This is a genomic window from Bacillus sp. PS95 (genome assembly GCF_037963565.1).
In the GTDB taxonomy this organism is placed as follows: Bacteria; Bacillota; Bacilli; order Bacillales; family Bacillaceae; genus Bacillus; species Bacillus subtilis.
Window position 1 is genome coordinate 510754 of the sequence record NZ_CP150160.1, and the last position, 21511, is coordinate 532264.

Annotated in this window: 26 protein-coding genes and 7 tRNA genes; 28 read left to right on the plus strand and 5 right to left on the minus strand. The window is 44.2% G+C overall.

What is annotated here, in order from left to right; genetic code table 11:
- Position 1: 1 nt before the first annotated feature.
- The gene (gene fbpB / locus NSQ12_RS02655) at positions 2-181 is read right to left on the minus strand and encodes a Fur-regulated basic protein FbpB (RefSeq protein ID WP_010886410.1); all 180 of its coding nucleotides are present in this window, start codon (positions 179-181) and stop codon (positions 2-4) included.
- Positions 135-299, minus strand: coding sequence for a Fur-regulated basic protein FbpA (locus NSQ12_RS02660; RefSeq protein WP_003225157.1), 165 nt, complete (start codon positions 297-299; stop codon positions 135-137). The genes fbpB and NSQ12_RS02660 overlap by 47 nt, the downstream gene beginning before the upstream one ends.
- Positions 300-545: 246 nt before the next feature.
- On the opposite strand from NSQ12_RS02660, the gene NSQ12_RS02665 reads away from it, so the two are divergent.
- Positions 546-1418 carry a cation diffusion facilitator family transporter gene (locus NSQ12_RS02665; RefSeq protein ID WP_014475869.1) on the plus strand — a complete coding sequence of 291 codons (873 nt, stop codon included), beginning with the start codon at positions 546-548 and terminating at the stop codon, positions 1416-1418.
- A 14-nt stretch (positions 1419-1432) separates the two neighbouring features.
- Here NSQ12_RS02665 and NSQ12_RS02670 read toward each other — a convergent pair whose 3' ends face one another.
- Positions 1433-1753: a thioredoxin family protein gene (locus NSQ12_RS02670; RefSeq protein ID WP_003234326.1), complete on the minus strand. Its 321-nt coding sequence runs from the start codon at positions 1751-1753 to the stop codon at positions 1433-1435.
- 153 nt (positions 1754-1906) lie between these two features.
- On the opposite strand from NSQ12_RS02670, the gene NSQ12_RS02675 reads away from it, so the two are divergent.
- The 5 genes from NSQ12_RS02675 (at position 1907) to NSQ12_RS02695 (ending at position 8444) form a co-directional block, all read left to right on the plus strand.
- A complete protein-coding gene (locus NSQ12_RS02675; protein WP_014475870.1) occupies positions 1907-2992 on the plus strand; it encodes a D-alanine--D-alanine ligase in 1086 nt (361 codons plus the stop codon).
- Positions 2993-3063: 71 nt separating this feature from the next.
- Complete coding sequence (gene murF, locus NSQ12_RS02680) at positions 3064-4437, plus strand: UDP-N-acetylmuramoyl-tripeptide--D-alanyl-D-alanine ligase (RefSeq protein WP_198878992.1); 1374 nt, start codon at positions 3064-3066, stop codon at positions 4435-4437.
- Positions 4438-4836: 399 nt separating this feature from the next.
- Positions 4837-6321 (plus strand): ATP-dependent RNA helicase CshA, encoded by a 1485-nt coding sequence (gene cshA, locus NSQ12_RS02685; protein WP_003246685.1) that lies wholly within the window; start codon positions 4837-4839, stop codon positions 6319-6321.
- 172 nt (positions 6322-6493) lie between these two features.
- Positions 6494-6973 carry a PH domain-containing protein gene (locus tag NSQ12_RS02690; RefSeq protein ID WP_003234318.1) on the plus strand — a complete coding sequence of 160 codons (480 nt, stop codon included), beginning with the start codon at positions 6494-6496 and terminating at the stop codon, positions 6971-6973.
- Entirely contained in the window at positions 6963-8444 is a 1482-nt protein-coding gene (locus NSQ12_RS02695; protein ID WP_339175842.1) for a PH domain-containing protein, read from the plus strand. The genes NSQ12_RS02690 and NSQ12_RS02695 overlap by 11 nt, the downstream gene beginning before the upstream one ends.
- Here the strand turns inward: NSQ12_RS02695 and NSQ12_RS02700 are convergent.
- Entirely contained in the window at positions 8441-9040 is a 600-nt protein-coding gene (locus NSQ12_RS02700; protein WP_003246687.1) for a rhomboid family intramembrane serine protease, read from the minus strand. The two genes, NSQ12_RS02695 and NSQ12_RS02700, sit on opposite strands and share 4 nt — an antisense overlap.
- 94 nt (positions 9041-9134) lie before the next feature.
- Here NSQ12_RS02700 and acpS point away from each other — a divergent pair, with 94 nt between their 5' ends.
- The 14 genes from acpS (at position 9135) to NSQ12_RS02770 (ending at position 19942) form a co-directional block, all read left to right on the plus strand.
- On the plus strand, positions 9135-9500 hold the full coding sequence (gene acpS / locus NSQ12_RS02705) for a holo-ACP synthase (RefSeq protein ID WP_015252768.1): 366 nt from the start codon (positions 9135-9137) through the stop codon (positions 9498-9500).
- Between the two features lie 165 nt (positions 9501-9665).
- Positions 9666-10682 (plus strand): outer membrane lipoprotein carrier protein LolA, encoded by a 1017-nt coding sequence (locus tag NSQ12_RS02710; RefSeq protein ID WP_072557167.1) that lies wholly within the window; start codon positions 9666-9668, stop codon positions 10680-10682.
- A 113-nt stretch (positions 10683-10795) separates the two neighbouring features.
- Positions 10796-11965, plus strand: a complete 1170-nt coding sequence (gene alr, locus NSQ12_RS02715; protein WP_015252766.1) for an alanine racemase — start codon at positions 10796-10798, stop codon at positions 11963-11965.
- A gap of 115 nt (positions 11966-12080) precedes the next feature.
- Positions 12081-12362, plus strand: a complete 282-nt coding sequence (endB, locus tag NSQ12_RS02720; RefSeq protein ID WP_003225183.1) for a type II toxin-antitoxin system antitoxin EndoAI — start codon at positions 12081-12083, stop codon at positions 12360-12362.
- Between the two features lie 4 nt (positions 12363-12366).
- Positions 12367-12717, plus strand: a complete 351-nt coding sequence (gene ndoA / locus NSQ12_RS02725; RefSeq protein ID WP_003156187.1) for a type II toxin-antitoxin system endoribonuclease NdoA — start codon at positions 12367-12369, stop codon at positions 12715-12717.
- Positions 12718-12832: 115 nt separating this feature from the next.
- Positions 12833-13657, plus strand: coding sequence for an RsbT co-antagonist protein RsbRA (gene rsbRA, locus NSQ12_RS02730; RefSeq protein ID WP_009966610.1), 825 nt, complete (start codon positions 12833-12835; stop codon positions 13655-13657).
- Between the two features lie 4 nt (positions 13658-13661).
- The gene (rsbS, locus tag NSQ12_RS02735) at positions 13662-14027 is read left to right on the plus strand and encodes an RsbT antagonist protein RsbS (RefSeq protein ID WP_003225190.1); all 366 of its coding nucleotides are present in this window, start codon (positions 13662-13664) and stop codon (positions 14025-14027) included.
- Between the two features lie 3 nt (positions 14028-14030).
- Positions 14031-14432, plus strand: coding sequence for a serine/threonine-protein kinase RsbT (gene rsbT / locus NSQ12_RS02740; protein ID WP_017697001.1), 402 nt, complete (start codon positions 14031-14033; stop codon positions 14430-14432).
- 11 nt (positions 14433-14443) lie between these two features.
- Entirely contained in the window at positions 14444-15451 is a 1008-nt protein-coding gene (rsbU, locus tag NSQ12_RS02745) for a phosphoserine phosphatase RsbU (RefSeq protein ID WP_003234295.1), read from the plus strand.
- A 61-nt stretch (positions 15452-15512) separates the two neighbouring features.
- Positions 15513-15842, plus strand: coding sequence for an anti-sigma factor antagonist RsbV (gene rsbV, locus NSQ12_RS02750; protein WP_080528943.1), 330 nt, complete (start codon positions 15513-15515; stop codon positions 15840-15842).
- On the plus strand, positions 15839-16321 hold the full coding sequence (gene rsbW, locus NSQ12_RS02755; protein ID WP_003234299.1) for an anti-sigma B factor RsbW: 483 nt from the start codon (positions 15839-15841) through the stop codon (positions 16319-16321). Before rsbV ends, rsbW begins: the two co-directional genes overlap by 4 nt.
- Positions 16287-17075, plus strand: a complete 789-nt coding sequence (gene sigB, locus NSQ12_RS02760) for an RNA polymerase sigma factor SigB (RefSeq protein WP_003246715.1) — start codon at positions 16287-16289, stop codon at positions 17073-17075. Before rsbW ends, sigB begins: the two co-directional genes overlap by 35 nt.
- Positions 17075-17674, plus strand: a complete 600-nt coding sequence (rsbX, locus tag NSQ12_RS02765) for a phosphoserine phosphatase RsbX (RefSeq protein WP_003246608.1) — start codon at positions 17075-17077, stop codon at positions 17672-17674. Before sigB ends, rsbX begins: the two co-directional genes overlap by 1 nt.
- A 108-nt stretch (positions 17675-17782) precedes the next feature.
- A complete protein-coding gene (locus tag NSQ12_RS02770; protein ID WP_003234306.1) occupies positions 17783-19942 on the plus strand; it encodes a Tex family protein in 2160 nt (719 codons plus the stop codon).
- Between the two features lie 9 nt (positions 19943-19951).
- On the opposite strand, the gene cmpA is transcribed toward NSQ12_RS02770, so the two are convergent.
- Positions 19952-20065, minus strand: coding sequence for a cortex morphogenetic protein CmpA (gene cmpA / locus NSQ12_RS02775; protein WP_003225207.1), 114 nt, complete (start codon positions 20063-20065; stop codon positions 19952-19954).
- A 103-nt stretch (positions 20066-20168) separates the two neighbouring features.
- On the opposite strand from cmpA, the gene NSQ12_RS02780 reads away from it, so the two are divergent.
- The 8 genes from NSQ12_RS02780 (at position 20169) to NSQ12_RS02815 (ending at position 21461) form a co-directional block, all read left to right on the plus strand.
- On the plus strand, positions 20169-20621 hold the full coding sequence (locus NSQ12_RS02780; RefSeq protein WP_003234309.1) for a SprT family protein: 453 nt from the start codon (positions 20169-20171) through the stop codon (positions 20619-20621).
- 122 nt (positions 20622-20743) lie between these two features.
- Positions 20744-20818, plus strand: a tRNA-Asn gene (locus NSQ12_RS02785).
- A gap of 4 nt (positions 20819-20822) precedes the next feature.
- A tRNA-Ser gene (locus tag NSQ12_RS02790) sits at positions 20823-20913 on the plus strand.
- Positions 20914-20942: 29 nt separating this feature from the next.
- A tRNA-Glu gene (locus tag NSQ12_RS02795) sits at positions 20943-21014 on the plus strand.
- Positions 21015-21025: 11 nt separating this feature from the next.
- Positions 21026-21100, plus strand: a tRNA-Gln gene (locus NSQ12_RS02800).
- A gap of 27 nt (positions 21101-21127) precedes the next feature.
- Positions 21128-21203, plus strand: a tRNA-Lys gene (locus tag NSQ12_RS02805).
- 11 nt (positions 21204-21214) lie between these two features.
- Positions 21215-21296: transfer RNA gene (locus NSQ12_RS02810), tRNA-Leu, on the plus strand.
- 81 nt (positions 21297-21377) lie between these two features.
- Positions 21378-21461, plus strand: a tRNA-Leu gene (locus NSQ12_RS02815).
- Positions 21462-21511 lie beyond the last annotated feature (50 nt).

A 21511-nucleotide genomic window follows, 5' to 3' on the forward strand; every position in this document is an offset into this window, starting at 1 on the left:
TTTATGTATTGTTTTGCTCTTGCAGATTTTTTTGATGCTTGCGGTCAATTCTGTCATAAATAACGTTCATCAGCTTTGGATTGCCCATAATCGCCTCTTTGTTTTCCTGGATCAGCTGTTGGTAAGTTTTCACTTTACGCTTCGGCATGCTCCGGCGCCCTCCTGACATGTTTGTATTCACTTTCTAACTCCGTCAGCGACAATTCATACAGATGACGCTTTGACTTTTTGTATATACCATTCTGTATTAACAGATGAATGAGCTGTTTTTTTCTGATTTCTGCAGACTGAGGTGTCATTGTGTCACCAACCTCCAATCAAACGATATTGATAATCATTATCAATTAACTTCAGTATACAATGTCCGCAATAGCCTGTAAAGATGAAAAGAGTCCTATTCTTGGCTAATTTACAAACATTCAACAAATCGACAAAAAGTTTCCCGGGCAATAATTTGCTGTCGAAATATTCCGCTTCATTGAACGCACCCTGCTATTTTTCATGTTTTGAACCATACTATGTAATAGAATGGAGGCTGGTATTCAATGGAGCGGACAGAAAATCTGAAAAAGGGAGAAAAAGGGGCGCTCCTCAATATTTTTGCATATGTCATTCTTGCTGTTGTAAAGCTAGTCATCGGGATTCTATATCATTCTGAAGCGCTGAGAGCAGACGGGTTAAATAATGGAACAGATATTGTTGCGTCAGTAGCAGTGCTGATAGGATTGCGGATTTCTCAAAGACCGGCTGACAGCGATCATCCATACGGCCATTATCGGGCTGAAACAATTTCGTCTCTTGTTGCGTCTTTTATTATGATGGCAGTCGGCATTGAAGTGTTAATCGGCGGAGGAAAAGCGATTGCGGGCGGCACAACGGAAACACCAAATCTTATCGCGGCATGGACGGCGTTAGGCAGTGCTGTGTTTATGTATGGCATCTATTTATATAACAAAAGGCTGGCAGCGTCCATTAAAAGCTCTGCCCTGATGGCAGCGGCAAAGGACAGCAGGTCAGACGCTTTTGTAAGCGCCGGCGCGTTTATCGGTGTTTTTTCGTCCCAGCTGAAGCTGCCGTGGATTGATCCGGTAACGGCTTTTATCATCGGCATCATCATTTGCAAAACAGCGTGGGATATCTTTAAAGACGCTTCACATTCCTTAACAGACGGCTTCCATTTAAAAGATCTTGAGCCTTACAAACAGACCGTCGGCAGGATCGAAAATGTGCATCGCCTAAAGGATGTGAAAGCGAGGTATTTAGGCAGTACAGTTCATATCGAGATGGTCATTACGGTTGATCCGAAGCTTACAGTAGAAGAAGGCCATGGAGTGGCGGATGAAGTAGAAGACAAAATAAAACATGAACACGATGTCACTCATGTTCATGTTCATGTAGAGCCTGACGACATAAAATAAGGCTGTTTAACGAATTAGCTTATATGTTCAGATAAAAATTCAGTCACTTCTTCAGGCGTTTTGGCATTGGCGCTGTGAAGGTGAGCTGTTTTTTCACCATTTTTGAAAATAAGTAGGCTGGGAATGCCCATTACTTGGTATTTTTCAGCCAGGTCAGGAAGCTCGTCCTTATTCAGCTCATACCAATCGTTTTGGTTGTACTCTTCCAAAATATCGCCGATGAACATATTCATGCGTGTGCAGTCTGGGCACCAATCAGCATAAAACTTTACAATGATTTCTTTATCAGATTGAATCAGTTCATTAAATTGTTCGTTTGTCGTGATTTTTTTCATATGTCACATCTCCTTTTCAATGCCATTTTAATATAAAATAAAAAGGAATTACATACAAATGCATTCAACATCAGCATGCCCAAAAATAATTAGATCATTTTCCGGTGAAAATGATAAGATAGTAAAGATGAATTGTAGTGGGGGGAGTATCCATTGAAAACAAGTCTAGGATTAGTGTACGGAGGAAAGTCGGCAGAACATAATGTTTCCCTGCAGACGGCTCTGGCTGTAATCAAAGCGCTAAATACTGAGAAGTTTGATATACATCCGATTTATATAACAGAAAAAGGCGAATGGGTAAGAGGCGCCCGTTTAACTGAGCCTGTTTCAAATGTGAAAATGCTTCAATTTGAGCAAGGAGGCAGTGCTTTTTCTCCAGCTGCCTTGAACCAGGAGATGTTTCCGCAGGAAGCGTCACAGCAAAATGAAGCCATCGACGTCGTATTCCCGCTCCTCCACGGACCGAATGGAGAAGACGGTACGATCCAGGGAATGCTCGAGCTGTTGAACATTCCTTATGTCGGCAACGGAGTGCTTGCTTCCTCAGCCGGCATGGATAAAGTTGTCATGAAACATTTATTTGCTCAGGCTGGCCTTGCTCAGGCTAAATACGCAGCTTTCCTTAAGAAAGACTGGACTCGTTCTCCGAAAGAAAGCTGTGAGCAGGTTGAACAGGAATTAGGCTACCCTTGCTTCGTAAAACCGGCGAACCTCGGCTCAAGTGTCGGAATCAGCAAATGCCGAAACCGTGAAGAACTGCAAAAAGCGTTTGAGCTTGCTTTCCAATATGATCGTAAAGTCGTCGTTGAAGAAGGAATTAACGGCCGCGAGATTGAGATCGGCGTTCTTGGAAATGATGATCCTAAATGCTCTGTTGTGGGAGAAATCGCACCGAAGACAGATTTCTACGATTACAAAGCGAAATATGAGGATGGAGATACTGATCTGATGATTCCGGCGATTGTGACTGATGAGGAATACGCAACAATCAGTGATATGGCGATCAAAGCGTTTAAAGCGATCGACGGTTCAGGACTCGTCAGAGCGGACTTTTTCCTGACAGCTGACGGCGAAGTTCTGATCAATGAAGTCAACACAATGCCTGGCTTTACACCTTTCAGCATGTTCCCGCTGCTCTGGAAAGAAGCCGGAGTGGAATATGCTGACCTGATTGAACAGCTTGTGGAGCTTGCAAAAGAACGCCACGCTGAAAAACAATTGATTAAGCATACATTCTAATGAAGAAGGACACTGCCGGTAAAAGGGCAGTGTTTTTTCCCGTATATACAAAAGAAAGAGAGGGACCTTACTTGATTAAGCGAACAGTAAAAAACATTGCCGAAATGGTTAAAGGCACACTAACAAATCCGCAATATGAACAAACAGTCATTCATGGAGTGGCAACCGATACAAGAAAACTGGAACAACATCAGCTCTTTATTCCGCTGAAAGGGGAACGTTTTGACGGCCACTCTTTTGTGGAGCAGGCTTTTGAAGCTGGTGTAGCGGCTGTTCTTTGGGATCGGTCAGTACCAAATCCGCCCGAGAATCACGCCGTCATTTTAGTGGACGATACCCTTACTGCACTTCAGCAGCTTGCAAAAGCCTATTTGCAGGAGCTTGGCACGCGTGTCATCGGAGTAACCGGAAGCAATGGCAAAACGACAACAAAAGATATGATTCACGCTGTACTGGGAACCAAGTACCGTGTCCACAAAACAGGAGGAAACTTCAATAATCATATCGGTTTGCCGCTGACAGTTTTAGCGATGCCTGAAAATACGGAGATCGCCGTATTGGAGATGGGAATGAGCGCCAAAGGAGAAATTGACCTCTTGAGCCGCCTGGCAAACCCGGATGCGGCAGTGATTACGAATATCGGCGAATCGCATATGCAAGACCTCGGCTCTAGAGAGGGCATCGCAGAGGCGAAGCTTGAAATCATTAACGGGCTTAAAGAAGACGGAGTGCTGATTTATATCGGGGACGAACCGCTACTTCAAAATGCATACAGCTGCCAGACGAAAACGTACGGGACGGGAGCGCATAATGATTATCAGCTTCAGGATGTCAGCCAGAGTGAGGAAGGAACCCATTTTACAATCAAAGGGATAGAAAAAACGTTTTTTATTCCGATACTCGGCAAGCACAATGTGATGAACGCCATGGCAGCGATTGCTGCAGGGACTTATTTTGGCATCGCGCCTGAGGATGCGGCAAAAGGACTGAGCGGTCTAAAGGTAACCGGGATGAGACTTGAACTCATCAAAACAGAAAGCGGCCTTTCGATAATCAATGACGCTTATAATGCGAGCCCGACTTCCATGAAAGCTGCAATTCAATTGACAGAAAGCCTCGAAGGCTACGGCAAAAAAATGCTCGTGCTCGGTGATATGCTTGAACTCGGCGATCTTGAAGAAACGTTCCATAAAGAGTGCGGCGCTGTGATCAGCCCTGATAAAATTGACCGCGTCTTTACGTACGGAAAACTGGGAGCTTTTATCGCGGAAGGCGCCCTGAAACACTTTGAGAAAGACCGCGTCAGCCATTACACTGAGAAAAAAGATCTCCTCCAAGCTGTGAAGGAAAACGCATTAAAAGGCGATTTGATTTTATTCAAAGCGTCCAGAGGTATGAAGCTTGAAGAAATCGTTAAAGATTTAATAGAGAGCCCGCTTTCGTAAGAAAATATTTTGCGAAAAAACGCATATTGCATCATAAAATAACATGATGTGCAAACACTAATGTATGCCGGCCGAAAATTATGTATATCTGGCCGGCTGCGGCTATGATACAATATATATAGGTTATTTCGCGATACGAACATATTCGTCCGGACTTTTCATCGTGACCCGAAGTTCTCCGCTGGATTCTTGGGAGCGGATGGAGCAGCAGCCGGCATATTCGAGATGCCGATCTGCTTCTCATCTTATTGAAAAACAAATAGTGTAATGGTAAGATAAAACTTAAAGTAATTCGGGCTTTGTATACGGATGGATCCTGTCCTTCTTGTCTAAAGGGCAGTTTTATAAGTGGTAAATCACGACATTACTGAAACAGCAATTAGAAGGAGTTTGAATAATTTGACTATAACGTTTCAAGATTTTAATTTAAGTTCTGATCTCATGAAAGCAATTAATCGTATGGGATTTGAAGAAGCAACACCGATTCAGGCACAAACGATACCGCTCGGACTTTCAAATAAAGACGTCATTGGACAAGCGCAAACAGGTACAGGTAAAACAGCTGCGTTTGGTATACCCCTTGTTGAAAAAATTAACCCCGAGTCTCCTAATATTCAAGCAATCGTAATCGCGCCAACCCGTGAATTAGCCATTCAAGTATCTGAAGAATTGTATAAAATCGGACAAGATAAACGTGCGAAGGTTCTTCCTATTTACGGCGGACAGGATATTGGACGGCAAATCCGGGCGTTAAAGAAGAATCCGAATATTATTGTCGGAACACCTGGCCGTCTTCTTGACCACATCAACCGCCGCACCATTCGTTTAAACAACGTAAATACCGTTGTAATGGATGAAGCGGATGAAATGCTGAACATGGGATTCATTGACGATATTGAATCTATCCTTTCAAACGTGCCAAGCGAGCATCAGACACTTCTGTTCTCTGCCACAATGCCTGCGCCGATCAAACGCATTGCAGAGCGCTTCATGACTGAGCCGGAACACGTAAAAGTAAAAGCGAAAGAAATGACGGTTTCTAACATTCAGCAGTTCTATTTGGAAGTGCAAGAACGCAAAAAATTCGATACACTGACTCGTCTTCTTGACATTCAGTCTCCTGAGCTTGCGATCGTATTCGGACGTACAAAACGCCGTGTCGATGAGCTGGCTGAAGCCCTGAACCTTCGCGGATATGCAGCTGAAGGAATTCACGGTGACTTAACGCAGGCGAAACGTATGGTTGCGCTTCGTAAATTTAAAGAAGGCGCAATCGAAGTTCTAGTCGCAACTGATGTTGCCGCTCGCGGACTTGATATCTCAGGTGTTACACACGTATACAACTTCGACGTGCCTCAAGATCCTGAAAGCTACGTTCACCGTATCGGAAGAACGGGCCGTGCAGGAAAAACAGGTATGGCAATGACGTTCATTACACCGCGTGAGAAAAGCATGCTTCGCGCAATTGAACAAACAACAAAACGCAAAATGGACCGCATGAAGGAGCCTACACTTGATGAAGCGTTAGAAGGCCAGCAGCAGGTTACTGTTGAACGTCTTCGCACAACAATCAGTGAAAACAACCTGAACTTCTACATGACAGCGGCAGCTGAGCTGCTTGAAGATCATGATGCAGTAACAGTGGTTGCGGCGGCTATCAAAATGGCTACAAAAGAGCCAGACGACACACCGGTTCGCTTAACAGACGAAGCGCCGATGGTCAGCAAACGCTACAAGAACCAGCGCTCTTCTAAACGCAGAGACGGACAAGGCGGCGGCTACCGCGGCGGAAAAGGGAAAAGCAACAACCGTTCTTCCTATGACAAAAAGCGTTCAAACGATCGCCGTTCTTCAGGTGACAGACGCCAGAAAAAATCTTACTAATTTGATCGATTCAGAGCCCAAAACATGATGTTTTGGGCTTTTTTATGTTCGCGATTTGTTATTCAGCAAACTTTCAGCTGACGGAAGTCATTTTTCTCTGTATGCTTAAGAATGAAACCTTTCTGTAAAAGAGACGTATAAATAACGACGAAAAAAAGGGAGGTAGGTATTTTTGAGAGAGCAGCCAAAAAACCAAATCAGTCCAGACGGATTAAAGGTTTGGCGACTTCAAGAGATCATCATATCCGCTGTTTGCTTACTTATTGTCATTGCAGTTGCAGTGTTAAGCTATTATTTTCATTGGCCGTACTGGATCAGCGGCGTGCTCGGCGCAGTTTGGCTGCTGGGATCGATTGTGACGGTCTTTATCATTCCGAAGGTCCGTCATAAGGTGTGGCGATATGAAGTCCATGAACATGAAATAGATATTCAGTCAGGTATTTTTGTGGTAACACGTGTGATTGTTCCGATGGTCAGAGTTCAGCACGTCGATACGTCACAAGGGCCATTATTAAAAAAATACAACCTGGCAACGGTGAAAATTTCCACGGCCGCGACCGTTCATTCGATCCCCGCTTTAGAGATGGAGGAAGCGGATCGGCTGAGAGACTCCATTTCCCGTCTGGCGAGGGTGACTGACGATGATGTCTGAACCGAAACGCCTGCACCCGGCAGCAGTCATTTTGAATTTATGCCATACCATTATTCAAACGATAAAAAATATCATTCTGCCATTCTTTTTTGTGTATATTGTCAATTCAAACCATACTGTCCGTTTTTACGGAGCCATTGCGCTCGGTGTGCTATTCATCTGGCTTGTAGCGGCAAGCATTATCAAATGGAGAAGGTTTACCTATCGAATTGAAGATGATGAATTTAGAATCGAAGAAGGCTTATTTGTTACGAAAAAGCGATACATATCGATTGATCGGATTCAAACGATGAATACGAGCGCAGGCCTTGTCCAGCAAATCTTTAAGCTTGTGAAGCTGCAAATTGAAACAGCAGGCGGAGGCAAGGAGGCAGAAGCCGTTCTTTCTGCTATTTCTGTTGAAGAAGCGGAACGCATCAAAGAAGCTGTCTTTAAGAAAAAAGCGCAAAGACGAGAAAATGAACTTGATGAAGAACGGCTTGAAGCTGAAGAGGAGTTGGTTCCGGCCGTTGAGGTGCAAGAGCACTATCGCATGAACGCGAAAGAATTGCTCATGGCCGCTTCTACCTCCGGCGGAATCGGAGTCATTATCTCCGCTGTATTTGCACTTATTTCCCAGCTTGATGAAGTGCTGCCAATGGATTGGTTATTCGATAAGTTTTCCTTCCTTCAGCACGCCAGCATCGGTATTTACGCGGTACTGATTTTTATCGGTTTATTTATCGCCTGGATTTTCAGCATCGCGGGCATGATGTTTAGATACGCGAACTTTCAAATCATAAAAAAAGAGCAGGAACTGGTGATTTCAAGGGGAATTATTGAAAAACATCAAGTCACGATTCCATTGCGAAAAATACAAGCCATTAAAATCAAAGAAAATATCATTCGCCAGTTTTTCGGCTTTGTAACGGTGTCCATCGTCAGCGCAGGAGGCGGCGACCGGGAAAAAGAAGAAGGCGCTTTGACCATTCTCTTTCCAATGATTCATAAAAAAAAGCTTCCGCACATGCTCCGAACATTTACGCCGGAATACACGCTGGAAGAAAACTGCCGCCGCCTGCCGCGGCGCGCGTTGAAACGCTATTTGTTCCGTTCTGTCATTTTTTCACTCTTTTTGATCATCCCGTTATGTATCTTCTTTCAGCCATGGGGCTATCTGTCAGCCATCCTGCTGCCGATAGAATTGTTCTTCGGCTATCTCGCGTATAAAGAGGCTGCATGGACGATCAACGGGGACCGTCTTCAGCTGACGTCTAGATTTATAGGCAGAACAACCGCCATTGTACTGAAAAAACGAATGCAGGTCTGCAAGTTCAGCCAATCCTATTTCCAAAAGAAAGGCCGCTTGTATACCATTTCTACTTCGGTGAAATCATCGAGCCATATGGAAGAATTAACGGTGAGGGATGTAGGTGAAGAGGATGCAGCCTTCATTTTAAAGTGGTACTCATATGAAAAAGCGGACGGTTAATACCGCCGCTCTTTTTTTTGCACGCATAAAAACGAAAGAAGAAACCCGCCGCATAGTCCAAACAAATGGGCCATCATGTTAATATTGGAGTTGATAAACGACATGAGAACGGCAAATGCGAGCAGTGTGATGATCATTTTGGAATGCTCCTGCCCTATTAGCTCATTGCGAAAAAGAACCATAAACAGGTACACGCCGAATAGCCCGAAAATTGCGCCTGAAGCACCGACATGCACGTAATCAAGCGGCTCTGTAACATAAGTGCCGATATTGCCGATGATGCCGGAGCCGGCGTATACAAGAAGGAAACGCGCTTTTCCCAGCATGCGTTCCAAAGCCGGGGCAAATAAAAAGATGGACATGGAATTAAACAGCAGATGTGTGAAACCGGCGTGCAGCAAAATCGGTGTGATCAGCCGCCACCATTCACCGTTTGCGACACCTAGATTATAGCCTGTGACGGTATCCCTCCATAACACGACTGAATGGGCAGGAAGTGAAAAAAACAGCCAGAGAACAGCTTGCAAAGCCAATATAAAGGTGACAACGGGGTAAAGCCTGATAAATGTTTGAAAATTTTCAGTTCGTATAAACATTCCGAGCCCCTTTTCTTCATTTTGGTATATCTATAGTAACACGTTTATGAGACAAACCATTTAAATAGTACGTACGCAAAGGAGGTTATCATACATGATTTACGGCATTGGGCTGGACATTACCGAGCTTAAACGCATCGCCTCTATGGCTGGGCGCCAGAAAAGGTTTGCCGAGCGGATTTTGACGCGAAGCGAGCTTGACCAATACTATGAGCTTTCAGAGAAAAGAAAAATTGAATTTCTCGCGGGCAGATTCGCGGCAAAAGAAGCGTTCTCGAAAGCATTTGGCACCGGCATTGGGAGGCAGCTCAGCTTTCAGGACATTGAAATTAGGAAAGACCAAAATGGCAAGCCCTATATCATTTGCACGAAACTGAGCCAGGCTGCCGTTCACGTATCGATCACTCATACAAAAGAATACGCTGCCGCGCAGGTTGTGATTGAAAGGTTGTCAAGCTAGTCTGCATATTAGGGAAACCCCACTCATATATTTGATAGTGCATTAAGGGAGACAAGTTGTTTGAGGCTTTTATGGTACGCATCTGTTCTGCCTAAACGTGTACCGAGCGTACCGTTAAAGTCAAACAAGCGATTTCTTCCTTTTACATCAATTGAGAAAAAGGGGTTGAAAAAGGTGAGAAAAAGCTTTGTTTTGCTTTTAACGGGACTGCTTGCTGTTCTTATTCTTTCTGCCTGCGGGCAAAAAACACAGCAAGATATTGTGGCCGGGTTAGATGAAAAGGCGAAAGAATACACCTCGTACAAAGCAAAAGCGAAAATGACCATCGAGACAGGGAGTGAGCCTCAAGTATACAATGTGGAAATCTGGCACAAAAAGCCGTCTCTGTACAGGGTTTATTTAGAAAATCCGAAAAAGGACCAAAACCAAGTCATTTTACGAAATGAAAACGGAGTATTCGTTCTCACGCCGTCTTTAAATAAGAGCTTCAGATTTCAAAGCGATTGGCCGAACAACAGCAGCCAGGTTTATCTGTTTGAATCGCTCGTAAAGGATGTTCAAAACGATTCGGATGCAGTTTTCACAGCGAAAGAAAAGAAATACGTATTTGAAACAAAAACAAACTATCAGCATAACAAAATGCTGCCCACGCAAGAAATCACATTTAACAAAAAAGATATGAGCCCGTCATCTGTCAAAGTGATGGATACTGACCGGAAAGTGATGGTCAAAGTAGAATTCAGCAGCTTTGAATTTAATAAACAATTTGATAAAGAATCATTTGACGAAAAGAAAAATATGACCCTTTCTCAAATGGATGTTGCCACAAGCGCAAAGCCTTCCGATACATTCGCGGTCAAAACGCCGCTGGAACTGCCGCTTGGCGTCAAGCTGCTTGAAGAAAAAGATATATCTACTGAAGACGGGAAGCGCATCATCATGACGTACGGAGGAGAAAAGTCATTTACGTTAATTCAGGAAAAAGCCCAGATTGCCAAGGCTTCCTCCTCCGTTACGCTGAACGGCGAACCGGTAAATCTCGGCTACACCATCGGCGCCTTGTCGGATGCATCATTGTCATGGACATATGAAGGTGTAGATTACCTTCTCTCTTCTAAAGATCTTTCTAAAGAGGAAATGGTGACAGTAGCGAAAAGCATGCAGGGACAATCATCGAAATAACAACAAAGGCCAAACATGATTTGGCCTTTTTTTCGTTAGACATCGTTTCCCTTTAGCCTTTAATTTTAGTATGATATGTAAATGATATTGAATAAAAGCTAGGAAGTGTCGTAATGAGCACAAAACCTTTTTACAGAGATACGTGGGCGGAAATTGACTTGTCCGCGATAAAGGAAAATGTCAGCAATATGAAAAAACATATCGGTGAACATGTCCACCTGATGGCAGTTGTGAAAGCAAACGCCTACGGGCATGGTGATGCAGAAACAGCAAAGGCTGCTCTTGACGCAGGTGCTTCATGCTTGGCCGTGGCCATTTTGGATGAAGCGATTTCACTGCGCAAAAAGGGATTGAAGGCGCCTATATTGGTGCTTGGCGCGGTTCCCCCAGAGTATGTGGCAATCGCTGCTGAGTATGACGTGACCTTAACAGGTTATTCTGTTGAATGGCTTCAGGAGGCAGCCCGCCACACAAAAAAAGGTTCTCTTCATTTTCATCTGAAGGTCGATACGGGGATGAACAGGCTTGGTGTAAAAACAGAGGAAGAAGTTCAGAACGTGATGGCCATTCTTGACCGCAACCCTCGTTTAAAGTGCAAAGGGGTATTTACCCATTTTGCGACAGCGGATGAAAAAGAAAGAGGCTATTTCTTAATGCAGTTTGAGCGTTTTAAAGAGCTGATTGCTCCGCTGCCGTTAAAGAATCTGATGGTCCACTGCGCGAACAGCGCCGCCGGACTCCGGCTGAAAAAAGGCTTTTTTAATGCAGTCAGATTCGGCATCGGCATGTATGGCCTTCGCCCGTCTGCTGACATTTCGGACGAGATACCGTTTCAGCTGCGTCCGGCATTTACCCTGCATTCGACGCTGTCGCATGTCAAACTGATCAGAAAAGGCGAGAGCGTCAGCTACGGAGCCGAGTACACAGCGGAAAAAGACACATGGATCGGGACGGTGCCTGTAGGCTATGCGGACGGCTGGCTCCGAAAATTGAAAGGGACTGACATCCTTGTGAAGGGAAAACGCTTGAAAATTGCCGGCCGAATTTGCATGGACCAATTTATGGTGGAGCTGGATCAGGAATATCCGCCGGGCACAAAAGTCACATTAATAGGCCGGCAGGGGGATGAATATATTTCCATGGATGAGATTGCAGGAAGGCTCGAAACCATTAACTATGAGGTGGCCTGTACAATAAGTTCCCGTGTTCCCCGTATGTTTTTGGAAAATGGGAGTATAATGGAAGTAAGAAATCCTTTATTGCAGGTAAATACAAGCAATTAACTTACCTAAATGGAGAATTCATAAAACAGCTTTGCTTGAAGAGTGAATAATGGTATCATTATCACTGGATGGATAAAAGAGTCGTATCCGTAAGTTTGGTGGAGGTGTATGTTTTTTGTCTGAATCCAGCGCAAGAACCGAAATGAAAATCAGCTTGCCCGAAAACCTAGTAGCTGAATTGGATGGTGTAGCGATGCGGGAGAAACGAAGCAGAAACGAACTGATATCACAAGCAGTGAGAGCGTATGTCAGCGAACGAACAACTCGTCACAACCGTGATTTGATGAGACGCGGCTATATGGAAATGGCGAAAATCAACCTGAATATTTCTTCTGAGGCTCACTTTGCGGAGTGCGAGGCTGAAACGACAGTTGAGCGCTTAGTCAGCGGAGGATAATCATTTGATTGTGAAACGCGGCGATGTTTATTTTGCTGATTTATCTCCTGTTGTTGGCTCAGAGCAAGGCGGGGTGCGCCCGGTTTTAGTGATCCAAAATGACATCGGAAATCGCTTCAGCCCAACTGCTATTGTTGCAGCCATAACAGCACAAATACAGAAAGCGAAATTACCAACCCACGTCGAAATCGATGCAAAACGCTACGGTTTTGAAAGAGATTCCGTTATTTTGCTGGAGCAAATTCGGACGATTGACAAGCAAAGGTTAACGGATAAGATTACTCATCTGGATGATGAAATGATGGATAAGGTTGATGAAGCCTTACAAATCAGTTTGGCACTCATTGATTTTTAGACATATTTGCAGGTTGCTCAAATAGAGCAACTTTTTTTGTTTTCAAAAAACATAAACGATATAATAGTGAAATAACGAAAAAAATATGTTGTTTTTTATTGGGAGGTAAGCGAATTTGATGTCGAATCAGACTGTATACCAGTTCATTGCCGAAAATCAAAATGAACTGCTCCAACTGTGGACTGACACACTAAAAGAATTAAGCGAGCAAGAATCCTATCAGCTGACTGACCAAGTGTATGAAAATATATCTAAAGAATATATCGACATTCTGCTGCTGTCTGTTAAGGACGAAAACGCTGCTGAAAGCCAAATCAGCGAACTGGCGCTTCGAGCGGTCCAAATCGGACTGTCTATGAAGTTTTTGGCTACTGCGCTTGCTGAATTCTGGAAGCGTCTCTACACGAAAATGAATGATAAGAGATTGCCAGATCAAGAGAGCACGGAATTAATCTGGCAGATTGACCGCTTTTTCAGCCCGATTAACACAGAAATTTTTAATCAATACTCAATCTCATGGGAAAAAACAGTATCCCTGCAAAAAATCGCGCTGCAAGAGCTGTCTGCGCCGCTTATCCCGGTGTTTGAAAATATCACTGTGATGCCTCTTGTCGGAACAATTGATACCGAACGCGCGAAACGAATTATGGAAAACCTTCTTAATGGCGTCGTCAAACACCGTTCCCAAGTCGTGCTGATTGACATTACAGGTGTCCCTGTCGTCGATACGATGGTTGCCCATCATATTATTCAGGCATCAGAAGCTGTAAGGCTTGTCGGAGCAAAATGCCTGCTGGCCGGAATCCGTCCGGAAATTGCTCAAACAATCGTCAACCTGGGGATTGATTTATCCCAAGTTATAACTAAGAATACCCTGCAAAAAGGAATTCAAACAGCATTGGAAATGACGGATCGAAAAATCGTTTCATTGGGGGAATAACATTTTGAGACATCCGAAAATCCCGATCTTGAAACTGTATAATTGCTTATTAGTATCCATTCAATGGGAACTTGATGACCAGACAGCTTTAACTTTTCAAGAAGACTTATTAAATAAAATATACGAAACAGGTGCTAACGGAGTCGTCATTGACCTGACATCTGTGGATATGATTGATTCATTTATCGCGAAAGTGCTGGGCGACGTCATTACAATGTCTAAGTTAATGGGGGCTAAAGTCGTCTTGACCGGCATTCAGCCCGCTGTGGCAGTGACGCTGATTGAACTTGGAATCGCACTTGAGGAAATCGAAACTGCGCTCGACTTAGAGCAGGGGCTTGAGACATTGAAGCGGGAATTGGGGGAATAGCGAATGAACGACCAATCCTGTGTAAGAATCATGACAGAATGGGATATTGTGGCCGCCAGACAGCTGGGACGAAACGTTGCGAAAGAACTGGGTTTCGGCACGGTAGACCAGGCTAGAATTACAACAGCTATTTCAGAATTAGCCAGGAATATTTATTTATATGCCGGCAAAGGGCAGATTGGAATTGAACAGGTCGCAGACAGAGGAAAAAAAGGCCTGAAAATTATAGCGGAAGACCAAGGGCCGGGAATTCCTGATATCCGAAAAGTCATGGAAGACGGGTTTTCAACGTCTGGAGGACTTGGTGCGGGACTTCCCGGGGTCAAAAGGCTGATGGATGAATTCAGCTTAAATTCCGTATCGGGGGAAGGAACAGAGATACAAGCCATCAAATGGCTTCGGTAGGAGGTAAGAACGTGGATTTTAGGGAGGTTATTGAGCAGCGGTATCATCAGCTGCTTAGTCGATATATAGCCGAATTAACAGAAACATCTTTATATCAAGCCCAAAAATTCAGCCGAAAAACAATCGAACACCAAATTCCTCCGGAAGAAATCATCAGCATTCACAGAAAAGTGCTGAAGGAGCTGTATCCAAGTCTCCCGGAAGATGTGTTTCATTCGCTGGATTTTTTAATTGAAGTCATGATTGGCTATGGAATGGCTTATCAGGAGCATCAAACCCTTAGAGGGATACAGCAGGAAATCAAATCAGAAATTGAAATCGCGGCAAATGTCCAACAGACGCTTCTCGGAACTAAAGTTCCTCAGGAGGAAGCGCTGGATATCGGCGCCATCAGTGTTCCCGCTAAACAGATGAGCGGTGATTACTACCACTTTGTCAAAGACAAGGAATCCATCAATATCGCAATCGCGGACGTGATCGGAAAAGGCATTCCAGCGGCTTTATGCATGTCCATGATTAAATACGCGATGGACTCTTTGCCGGAAACGGGCATACACCCTTCTCAAGTGCTGAAAAATTTGAATCGTGTTGTTGAACAAAACGTTGATGCCAGTATGTTTATTACGATGTTTTATGCGAATTACAATATGGACAAGCATCAATTTACATATGCTTCAGCGGGACATGAACCGGGATTCTATTATTCTCAAAAAGACAACACGTTTTACGATTTAGAGGCCAAAGGACTCGTTCTCGGCATCTCGCAGGACTATGACTACAAACAATTCGATCAGCATCTGGAAAAGGGCGATATGATTGTTTTATTTTCTGACGGCGTCACAGAATGCAGAACGGAAAACGGTTTCTTGGAGCGTCCTGATCTGCAGAAGCTCATTGAGGAACATATGTGTTCCTCCGCGCAGGAAATGGTCAAAAACATTTATGACAGCCTCCTCAAATTGCAGGATTTTCAGCTTCACGATGATTTTACGTTAATTGTTTTGCGGAGAAAGGTTTAACGTCTGTCAGACGAGGGTATAAAGCAACTAGTGATTTGAAGGAAAATTTGAGGTGATACGAATGAATATAAATGTTGATGTGAAGCAAAACGAGAATGATATACATGTAAACATTGCAGGAGAAATTGATGTATACTCAGCACCGGTGCTTAGAGAGAAGCTCGTTCCTCTGGCAGAACAAGGAGCTGACTTAAGAATTTGCCTGAAAGATGTCAGCTACATGGACAGTACCGGATTGGGCGTTTTTGTAGGGACCTTTAAAATGGTGAAAAAACAAGGCGGTTCGCTGAAACTTGAAAATCTTTCTGAACGGCTGATCCGACTGTTTGACATTACAGGCTTGAAGGACATCATTGATATTTCTGCAAAGTCAGAAGGTGGAGTGCAATGAAGAATAATGCTGATTACATCGAAATGAAAGTGCCGGCCCAACCTGAATATGTGGGAATTATAAGACTGACGCTGTCAGGGGTCGCAAGCAGAATGGGCTATACGTACGATGAAATTGAAGACTTGAAAATCGCAGTCAGTGAGGCGTGCACAAATGCGGTTCAGCACGCTTACAAAGAAGATAAAAATGGGGAAGTGTCAATACGATTCGGTGTGTTTGAAGACCGTTTAGAGGTTATTGTGGCGGATGAAGGAGACAGCTTTGACTTTGATCAAAAGCAGCAGGATTTAGGGCCGTACACACCTTCGCACACAGTTGATCAATTATCAGAAGGAGGGCTCGGTCTATATTTAATGGAAACGCTCATGGATGAAGTCAGAGTGCAAAACCACTCCGGCGTCACCGTAGCGATGACAAAGTATTTAAATGGGGAGCGAGTTGATCATGACACAACCATCAAAAACTACGAAACTAACTAAAGATGAAGTCGATCGGCTCATAAGCGATTACCAAACAAAGCAAGATGAACAGGCGCAGGAAACGCTTGTGCGGGTGTATACAAATCTGGTTGACATGCTTGCGAAAAAATATTCAAAAGGCAAAAGCTTCCACGAGGATCTCCGCCAGGTCGGCATGATCGGGCTGCTAGGCGCGATTAAGCGATACGATCCTGTTGTCGGCAAATCGTTTGAAGCTTTTGCAATTCCGACAATCATCGGTGAAATTAAACGTTTCCTCAGAGATAAAACATGGAGCGTTCATGTGCCGAGACGAATTAAAGAACTGGGTCCAAGAATCAAAATGGCGGTTGATCAGCTGACCACTGAAACACAAAGATCGCCGAAAGTCGAAGAGATTGCCGAATTCCTCGATGTTTCTGAAGAAGAGGTTCTTGAAACGATGGAAATGGGCAAAAGCTATCAAGCCTTATCCGTTGACCACAGCATTGAAGCGGATTCGGACGGAAGCACCGTCACGATTCTTGATATCGTCGGATCACAGGAGGACGGATATGAGCGGGTCAACCAGCAATTGATGCTGCAAAGCGTGCTTCATGTCCTTTCAGATCGTGAAAAACAAATCATAGACCTTACGTATATTCAAAACAAAAGCCAAAAAGAAACTGGGGACATTCTCGGTATATCTCAAATGCACGTCTCGCGCTTGCAACGCAAAGCTGTGAAGAAGCTCAGAGAGGCCTTGATTGAAGATCCCTCGATGGAGTTAATGTAATGATCCAGGTTGAAGAAAACGAGCATATTCAAACTCTAGTATATCAACTGAATAAAGAAGGGAAATCGATTTGCGGTGACAGCTTTTTTATGAAAGCTGATGATAAGGAGTTAATTTGCGCGGTTGCTGACGGACTGGGAAGTGGATCACTTGCTAACGAATCCTCTGCAGCCATCAAAGACTTAGTGGAAAACTATGCGAGTGAAGACGTAGAAAGCATTATCGAACGCTGTAATCAGGCGATGAAAAACAAAAGAGGCGCTACAGCATCTATCCTGAAAATCAATTTTGAGCAAAGGCAGTTTACGTACTGCTCTGTCGGAAATGTACGGTTTATTCTGCATTCCCCGTCTGGTGAAAGCTTTTATCCTCTGCCGATTTCGGGCTATTTATCAGGCAAGCCGCAAAAATACAAAACGCACACCGCCACCTATGAAAAGGGTTCAAAGTTCATTATACATACAGATGGACTCAACGTACCTGATATCCGCTCCCATTTGAAAAAAGGCCAATCGGTAGAAGAAATATCGAATTCGCTGAAAATGTATACGACATCGAGAAAAGATGACTTGACCTATATTCTCGGACAGCTGTCCTAAGAGAATAAGAACAAGAAGAAGCTGAAATACCGGCTTCTTTTTTTTATGTGTTTTTTTCGGTTTTTGATACACTAGAGAAAGAACGACAAAATTGGAGGCTTTGGTTACATGGAAACGTCAGCCCTTTTAAAACAGCAAATTGCGAAAGAAATAGGTTTATCACAAAAACACGTTGAAAGTGTCATCCGCCTGCTTGAGGACGGCAATACAGTCCCGTTTATTGCCCGGTATCGAAAAGAGCAGACGGGTTCAATGGATGAGGTTCAGATTCAGACGATTTCTGAACGCTGGCAATACATACAAAACCTGAATCAGCGAAAAGAAGAAGTCATCAGGCTGATTGCAGAGCAGGATAAACTGACAGATGATCTAAAACGTAAAATCGAGCAATCGGTGAAGCTTCAGGAAGTGGAAGACCTTTACCGCCCTTATAAGCAAAAGCGTAAAACAAAGGCGACAGTCGCCAAAAGCAAAGGCCTTGAGCCGCTTGCCGACTATATCCTGACACTTCCCCAAGATGATCGTCTGGCAGCAACTGCAGACCAATACATCAGCGAAGAAAAAGAAGTGTTCACACGAGAAGAAGCGATTGAAGGCGCCAAGCACATTATTGCGGAACAAATTTCAGACGAGCCGACATTCAGAAAGTGGATTCGCCAGGAAACCTTCAAAAGAGGAACCATTAAGTCCGCAGCCGGAAAGTCGGCAGACACCGATGAGAAAAATGTGTATGAAATGTATTACGAGTATGAAGAGCCAATTGCAAAAGTCGTTCCGCATAGGGTGCTGGCAATGAACCGCGGCGAAAAAGAAGATATTTTAAAGGTGTCAATCGAACCACCTGCGGATCACATTAAGGCGTATTTAGAAAAACAAATCATTAAAAATCGCTCAACATCCGTAAAAGAGATTTTGCAGGAGACAATTGAAGACAGCTATAAAAGGCTGATCCAGCCGGCAATCGAGCGTGAAATCAGGAAAGAGCTCTCAGAAAAAGCTGATGAACAGGCGATTCATATTTTCTCAGAGAACTTGAGAAAACTTCTTTTGCAGCCGCCGATGAAAGGCAAAACCGTTCTCGGTGTTGACCCAGCCTTTCGAACCGGCTGTAAGCTCGCTGTGTCAGATGAGACTGGAAAAGTCTTGAAAATTGATGTGATCTATCCGCATGCGCCAGTCAACAAAACAAAAGAAGCCCATGAAAAAGTGAAAAAGATTCTTGAGCAGTATCAAGTCGAGATGGTGGCGATCGGAAACGGCACAGCATCCAGAGAAACAGAACAATTCATCGTCAATGTACTGAAAGACATGCCGCGCAAAATTTATTATGTGATCGTCAATGAAGCGGGTGCAAGCGTCTATTCGGCTTCAGAGCTGGCCCGAGAAGAATTCCCTGACCTTAAGGTTGAAGAGCGCAGTGCCGTGTCTATTGCGCGAAGACTTCAAGACCCGCTCGCGGAGCTCGTTAAAATCGATCCGAAGTCTGTTGGTGTCGGACAGTATCAGCATGACGTCAGCCAAAAACGCTTAAATGAATCTCTGCGGTTTGTCGTCGAAACGGTCGTAAACCAGGTGGGAGTAAACGTCAATACAGCCTCCGCCGCGCTGCTTCAATATGTAGCTGGATTATCGAAGTCTGTAGCAGGCAACGTTGTCAAAAAACGCGAGGAAATCGGAAAATTTTCAAATCGAAAAGAACTGAAGGACATCCCAAGGCTCGGTGCGAAAACCTATGAACAATGTATCGGTTTCTTAAGAGTGCAGGAAGGGACAGAGCCTTTGGATAGAACAGGCATTCACCCGGAAAGCTATAAAGAAACAAAAGCGCTTTTGAAAAAACTCGGACTTTCAACAGAACATATCGGCACGGCGGAATTGAAGGACAAAATCAATCAGCTGGCGCTTTCTGAAACGGCAAAAGAGCTGGAAATCGGCGAAATCACTCTGAAAGACATTTGTGAACAGCTGACAAGGCCGGAACGCGATCCGCGCGATGAGGTGCCTAAGCCTTTGCTGAAAACAGACGTCCTTCAGCTGGAAGATTTGAAAGAGGGAATGGAACTGCAGGGCACCGTGCGCAATGTAGTGGACTTCGGAGCGTTTGTTGATATTGGAGTCAAACAAGACGGGCTTGTGCATATCTCAAAACTGAGCAATCAATTCGTCAAGCATCCTCTTGATGTCGTATCTGTGGGCGATATCGTGACAGTTTGGGTTGACGGCGTAGATGTACAAAAAGGCAGAGTATCGCTGTCTATGGTAAAATAAAAGCACTGCTTACGAGCAGTGTTTTTTCCTATAGAAATACCAGCATTGATTCAGCAGTTTAATTTGGTAATTATCTTTTTCAAGGAACGCTTTTTGCATCTGCTTTTTAAGCCAATTTGGCATAAGCTCATTCCTCCTCAGCTTTTATCATAAGAGGGACGGTGATTACCATATTGTATGCGAACGGTGAATTGTCCCGTTCAATGTTTTTTAAGTGAGGTGCACTATGGATAATATAGAGCTTCAAAAGCTGACAGAGGATATTTCTAAAACATATTTTAAAAAGCCGTTCCGCCATCAGGCGCTTTTTAATGACAGGCTTAAAACCACTGGCGGCAGGTACCTGTTAACCTCTCATAACATTGAATTGAACAGAAAATATCTGATTGAACACGGCAGGGAGGAACTGATCGGCATCATCAAGCACGAGCTCTGCCATTATCATCTTCATCTTGAAGGAAAAGGGTACAAGCACAGAGACAGAGATTTTAGAATGCTTTTGCAGCAAGTCAACGCGCCGAGGTTCTGTACACCCCTTAAGAAAAAAGCGGAAAACAAAAAAACTTATATGTATATCTGTACGGCCTGCGGCCAACAGTATATAAAGAAGCGCGCCATGAACCCTGACAGATACAGGTGCGGAAAATGCCGCGGGAAAATAAAAAGAATTTTTTCGTGAAAAAGGTTGACGAATATGGCAAGCCTATGTTACATTATAAAAGTCGTTACGAGAGATAAATAAAAACATTTACCTCTTGACACTGTAAATCAAGGCTGATATAATAAGTCTTGTCTCATTATTCCACAGTAGCTCAGTGGTAGAGCTATCGGCTGTTAACCGATCGGTCGCAGGTTCGAATCCTGCCTGTGGAGCCATATTGGAGAAGTACTCAAGTGGCTGAAGAGGCGCCCCTGCTAAGGGTGTAGGTCGCGTAAGCGGCGCGAGGGTTCAAATCCCTCCTTCTCCGCCATAAGATTTCGATATAAGTTCTCAACCATCGGCCCGTTGGTCAAGCGGTTAAGACACCGCCCTTTCACGGCGGTAACACGGGTTCGAATCCCGTACGGGTCATTCCATTTCGTTGGGCTATAGCCAAGCGGTAAGGCAACGGACTTTGACTCCGTCATGCGTTGGTTCGAATCCAGCTAGCCCAGCCATTTTTATTTTTTGAAATCTAATAGTAAGAGCCATTAGCTCAGTTGGTAGAGCATCTGACTTTTAATCAGAGGGTCGAAGGTTCGAGTCCTTCATGGCTCACCATTTGTCTTTTTGCGGGTGTGGCGGAATTGGCAGACGCGCTAGACTTAGGATCTAGTGTCTTACGACGTGGGGGTTCGAGTCCCTTCACCCGCACTTTATTTACAAAGTGCACGCAAATCGGTTTTACTAGGTTAAGAGCCTACTAAACCAGCACAAACACAATTTAATGATCACGCGGTCGTGGCGGAATGGCAGACGCGCTAGGTTGAGGGCCTAGTGGGTGAATAACCCGTGGAGGTTCAAGTCCTCTCGGCCGCATCCCAATAATACCAAGGGTAGTTGACCTTTGGTATTTTTTTGTGCTTATT

What these genes read in the sequence shown, in the direction of transcription:
- NSQ12_RS02660 (WP_003225157.1), bottom strand. Translation starts at nt 299, where the DNA reads ATGACACCTCAGTCTGCAGAAATCAGAAAAAAACAGCTCATTCATCTG.
- NSQ12_RS02665 (WP_014475869.1), top strand. Translation starts at nt 546, where the DNA reads ATGGAGCGGACAGAAAATCTGAAAAAGGGAGAAAAAGGGGCGCTCCTC.
- NSQ12_RS02670 (WP_003234326.1), bottom strand. Translation starts at nt 1,753, where the DNA reads ATGAAAAAAATCACGACAAACGAACAATTTAATGAACTGATTCAATCT.
- NSQ12_RS02695 (WP_339175842.1), top strand. Translation starts at nt 6,963, where the DNA reads ATGATGTCTGAACCGAAACGCCTGCACCCGGCAGCAGTCATTTTGAAT.
- NSQ12_RS02700 (WP_003246687.1), bottom strand. Translation starts at nt 9,040, where the DNA reads ATGTTTATACGAACTGAAAATTTTCAAACATTTATCAGGCTTTACCCC.
- acpS (WP_015252768.1), top strand. Translation starts at nt 9,135, where the DNA reads ATGATTTACGGCATTGGGCTGGACATTACCGAGCTTAAACGCATCGCC.
- alr (WP_015252766.1), top strand. Translation starts at nt 10,796, where the DNA reads ATGAGCACAAAACCTTTTTACAGAGATACGTGGGCGGAAATTGACTTG.
- rsbT (WP_017697001.1), top strand. Translation starts at nt 14,031, where the DNA reads ATGAACGACCAATCCTGTGTAAGAATCATGACAGAATGGGATATTGTG.
- rsbV (WP_080528943.1), top strand. Translation starts at nt 15,513, where the DNA reads ATGAATATAAATGTTGATGTGAAGCAAAACGAGAATGATATACATGTA.
- rsbW (WP_003234299.1), top strand. Translation starts at nt 15,839, where the DNA reads ATGAAGAATAATGCTGATTACATCGAAATGAAAGTGCCGGCCCAACCT.
- sigB (WP_003246715.1), top strand. Translation starts at nt 16,287, where the DNA reads ATGACACAACCATCAAAAACTACGAAACTAACTAAAGATGAAGTCGAT.
- rsbX (WP_003246608.1), top strand. Translation starts at nt 17,075, where the DNA reads ATGATCCAGGTTGAAGAAAACGAGCATATTCAAACTCTAGTATATCAA.
- NSQ12_RS02770 (WP_003234306.1), top strand. Translation starts at nt 17,783, where the DNA reads ATGGAAACGTCAGCCCTTTTAAAACAGCAAATTGCGAAAGAAATAGGT.
- cmpA (WP_003225207.1), bottom strand. Translation starts at nt 20,065, where the DNA reads ATGCCAAATTGGCTTAAAAAGCAGATGCAAAAAGCGTTCCTTGAAAAA.
- NSQ12_RS02780 (WP_003234309.1), top strand. Translation starts at nt 20,169, where the DNA reads ATGGATAATATAGAGCTTCAAAAGCTGACAGAGGATATTTCTAAAACA.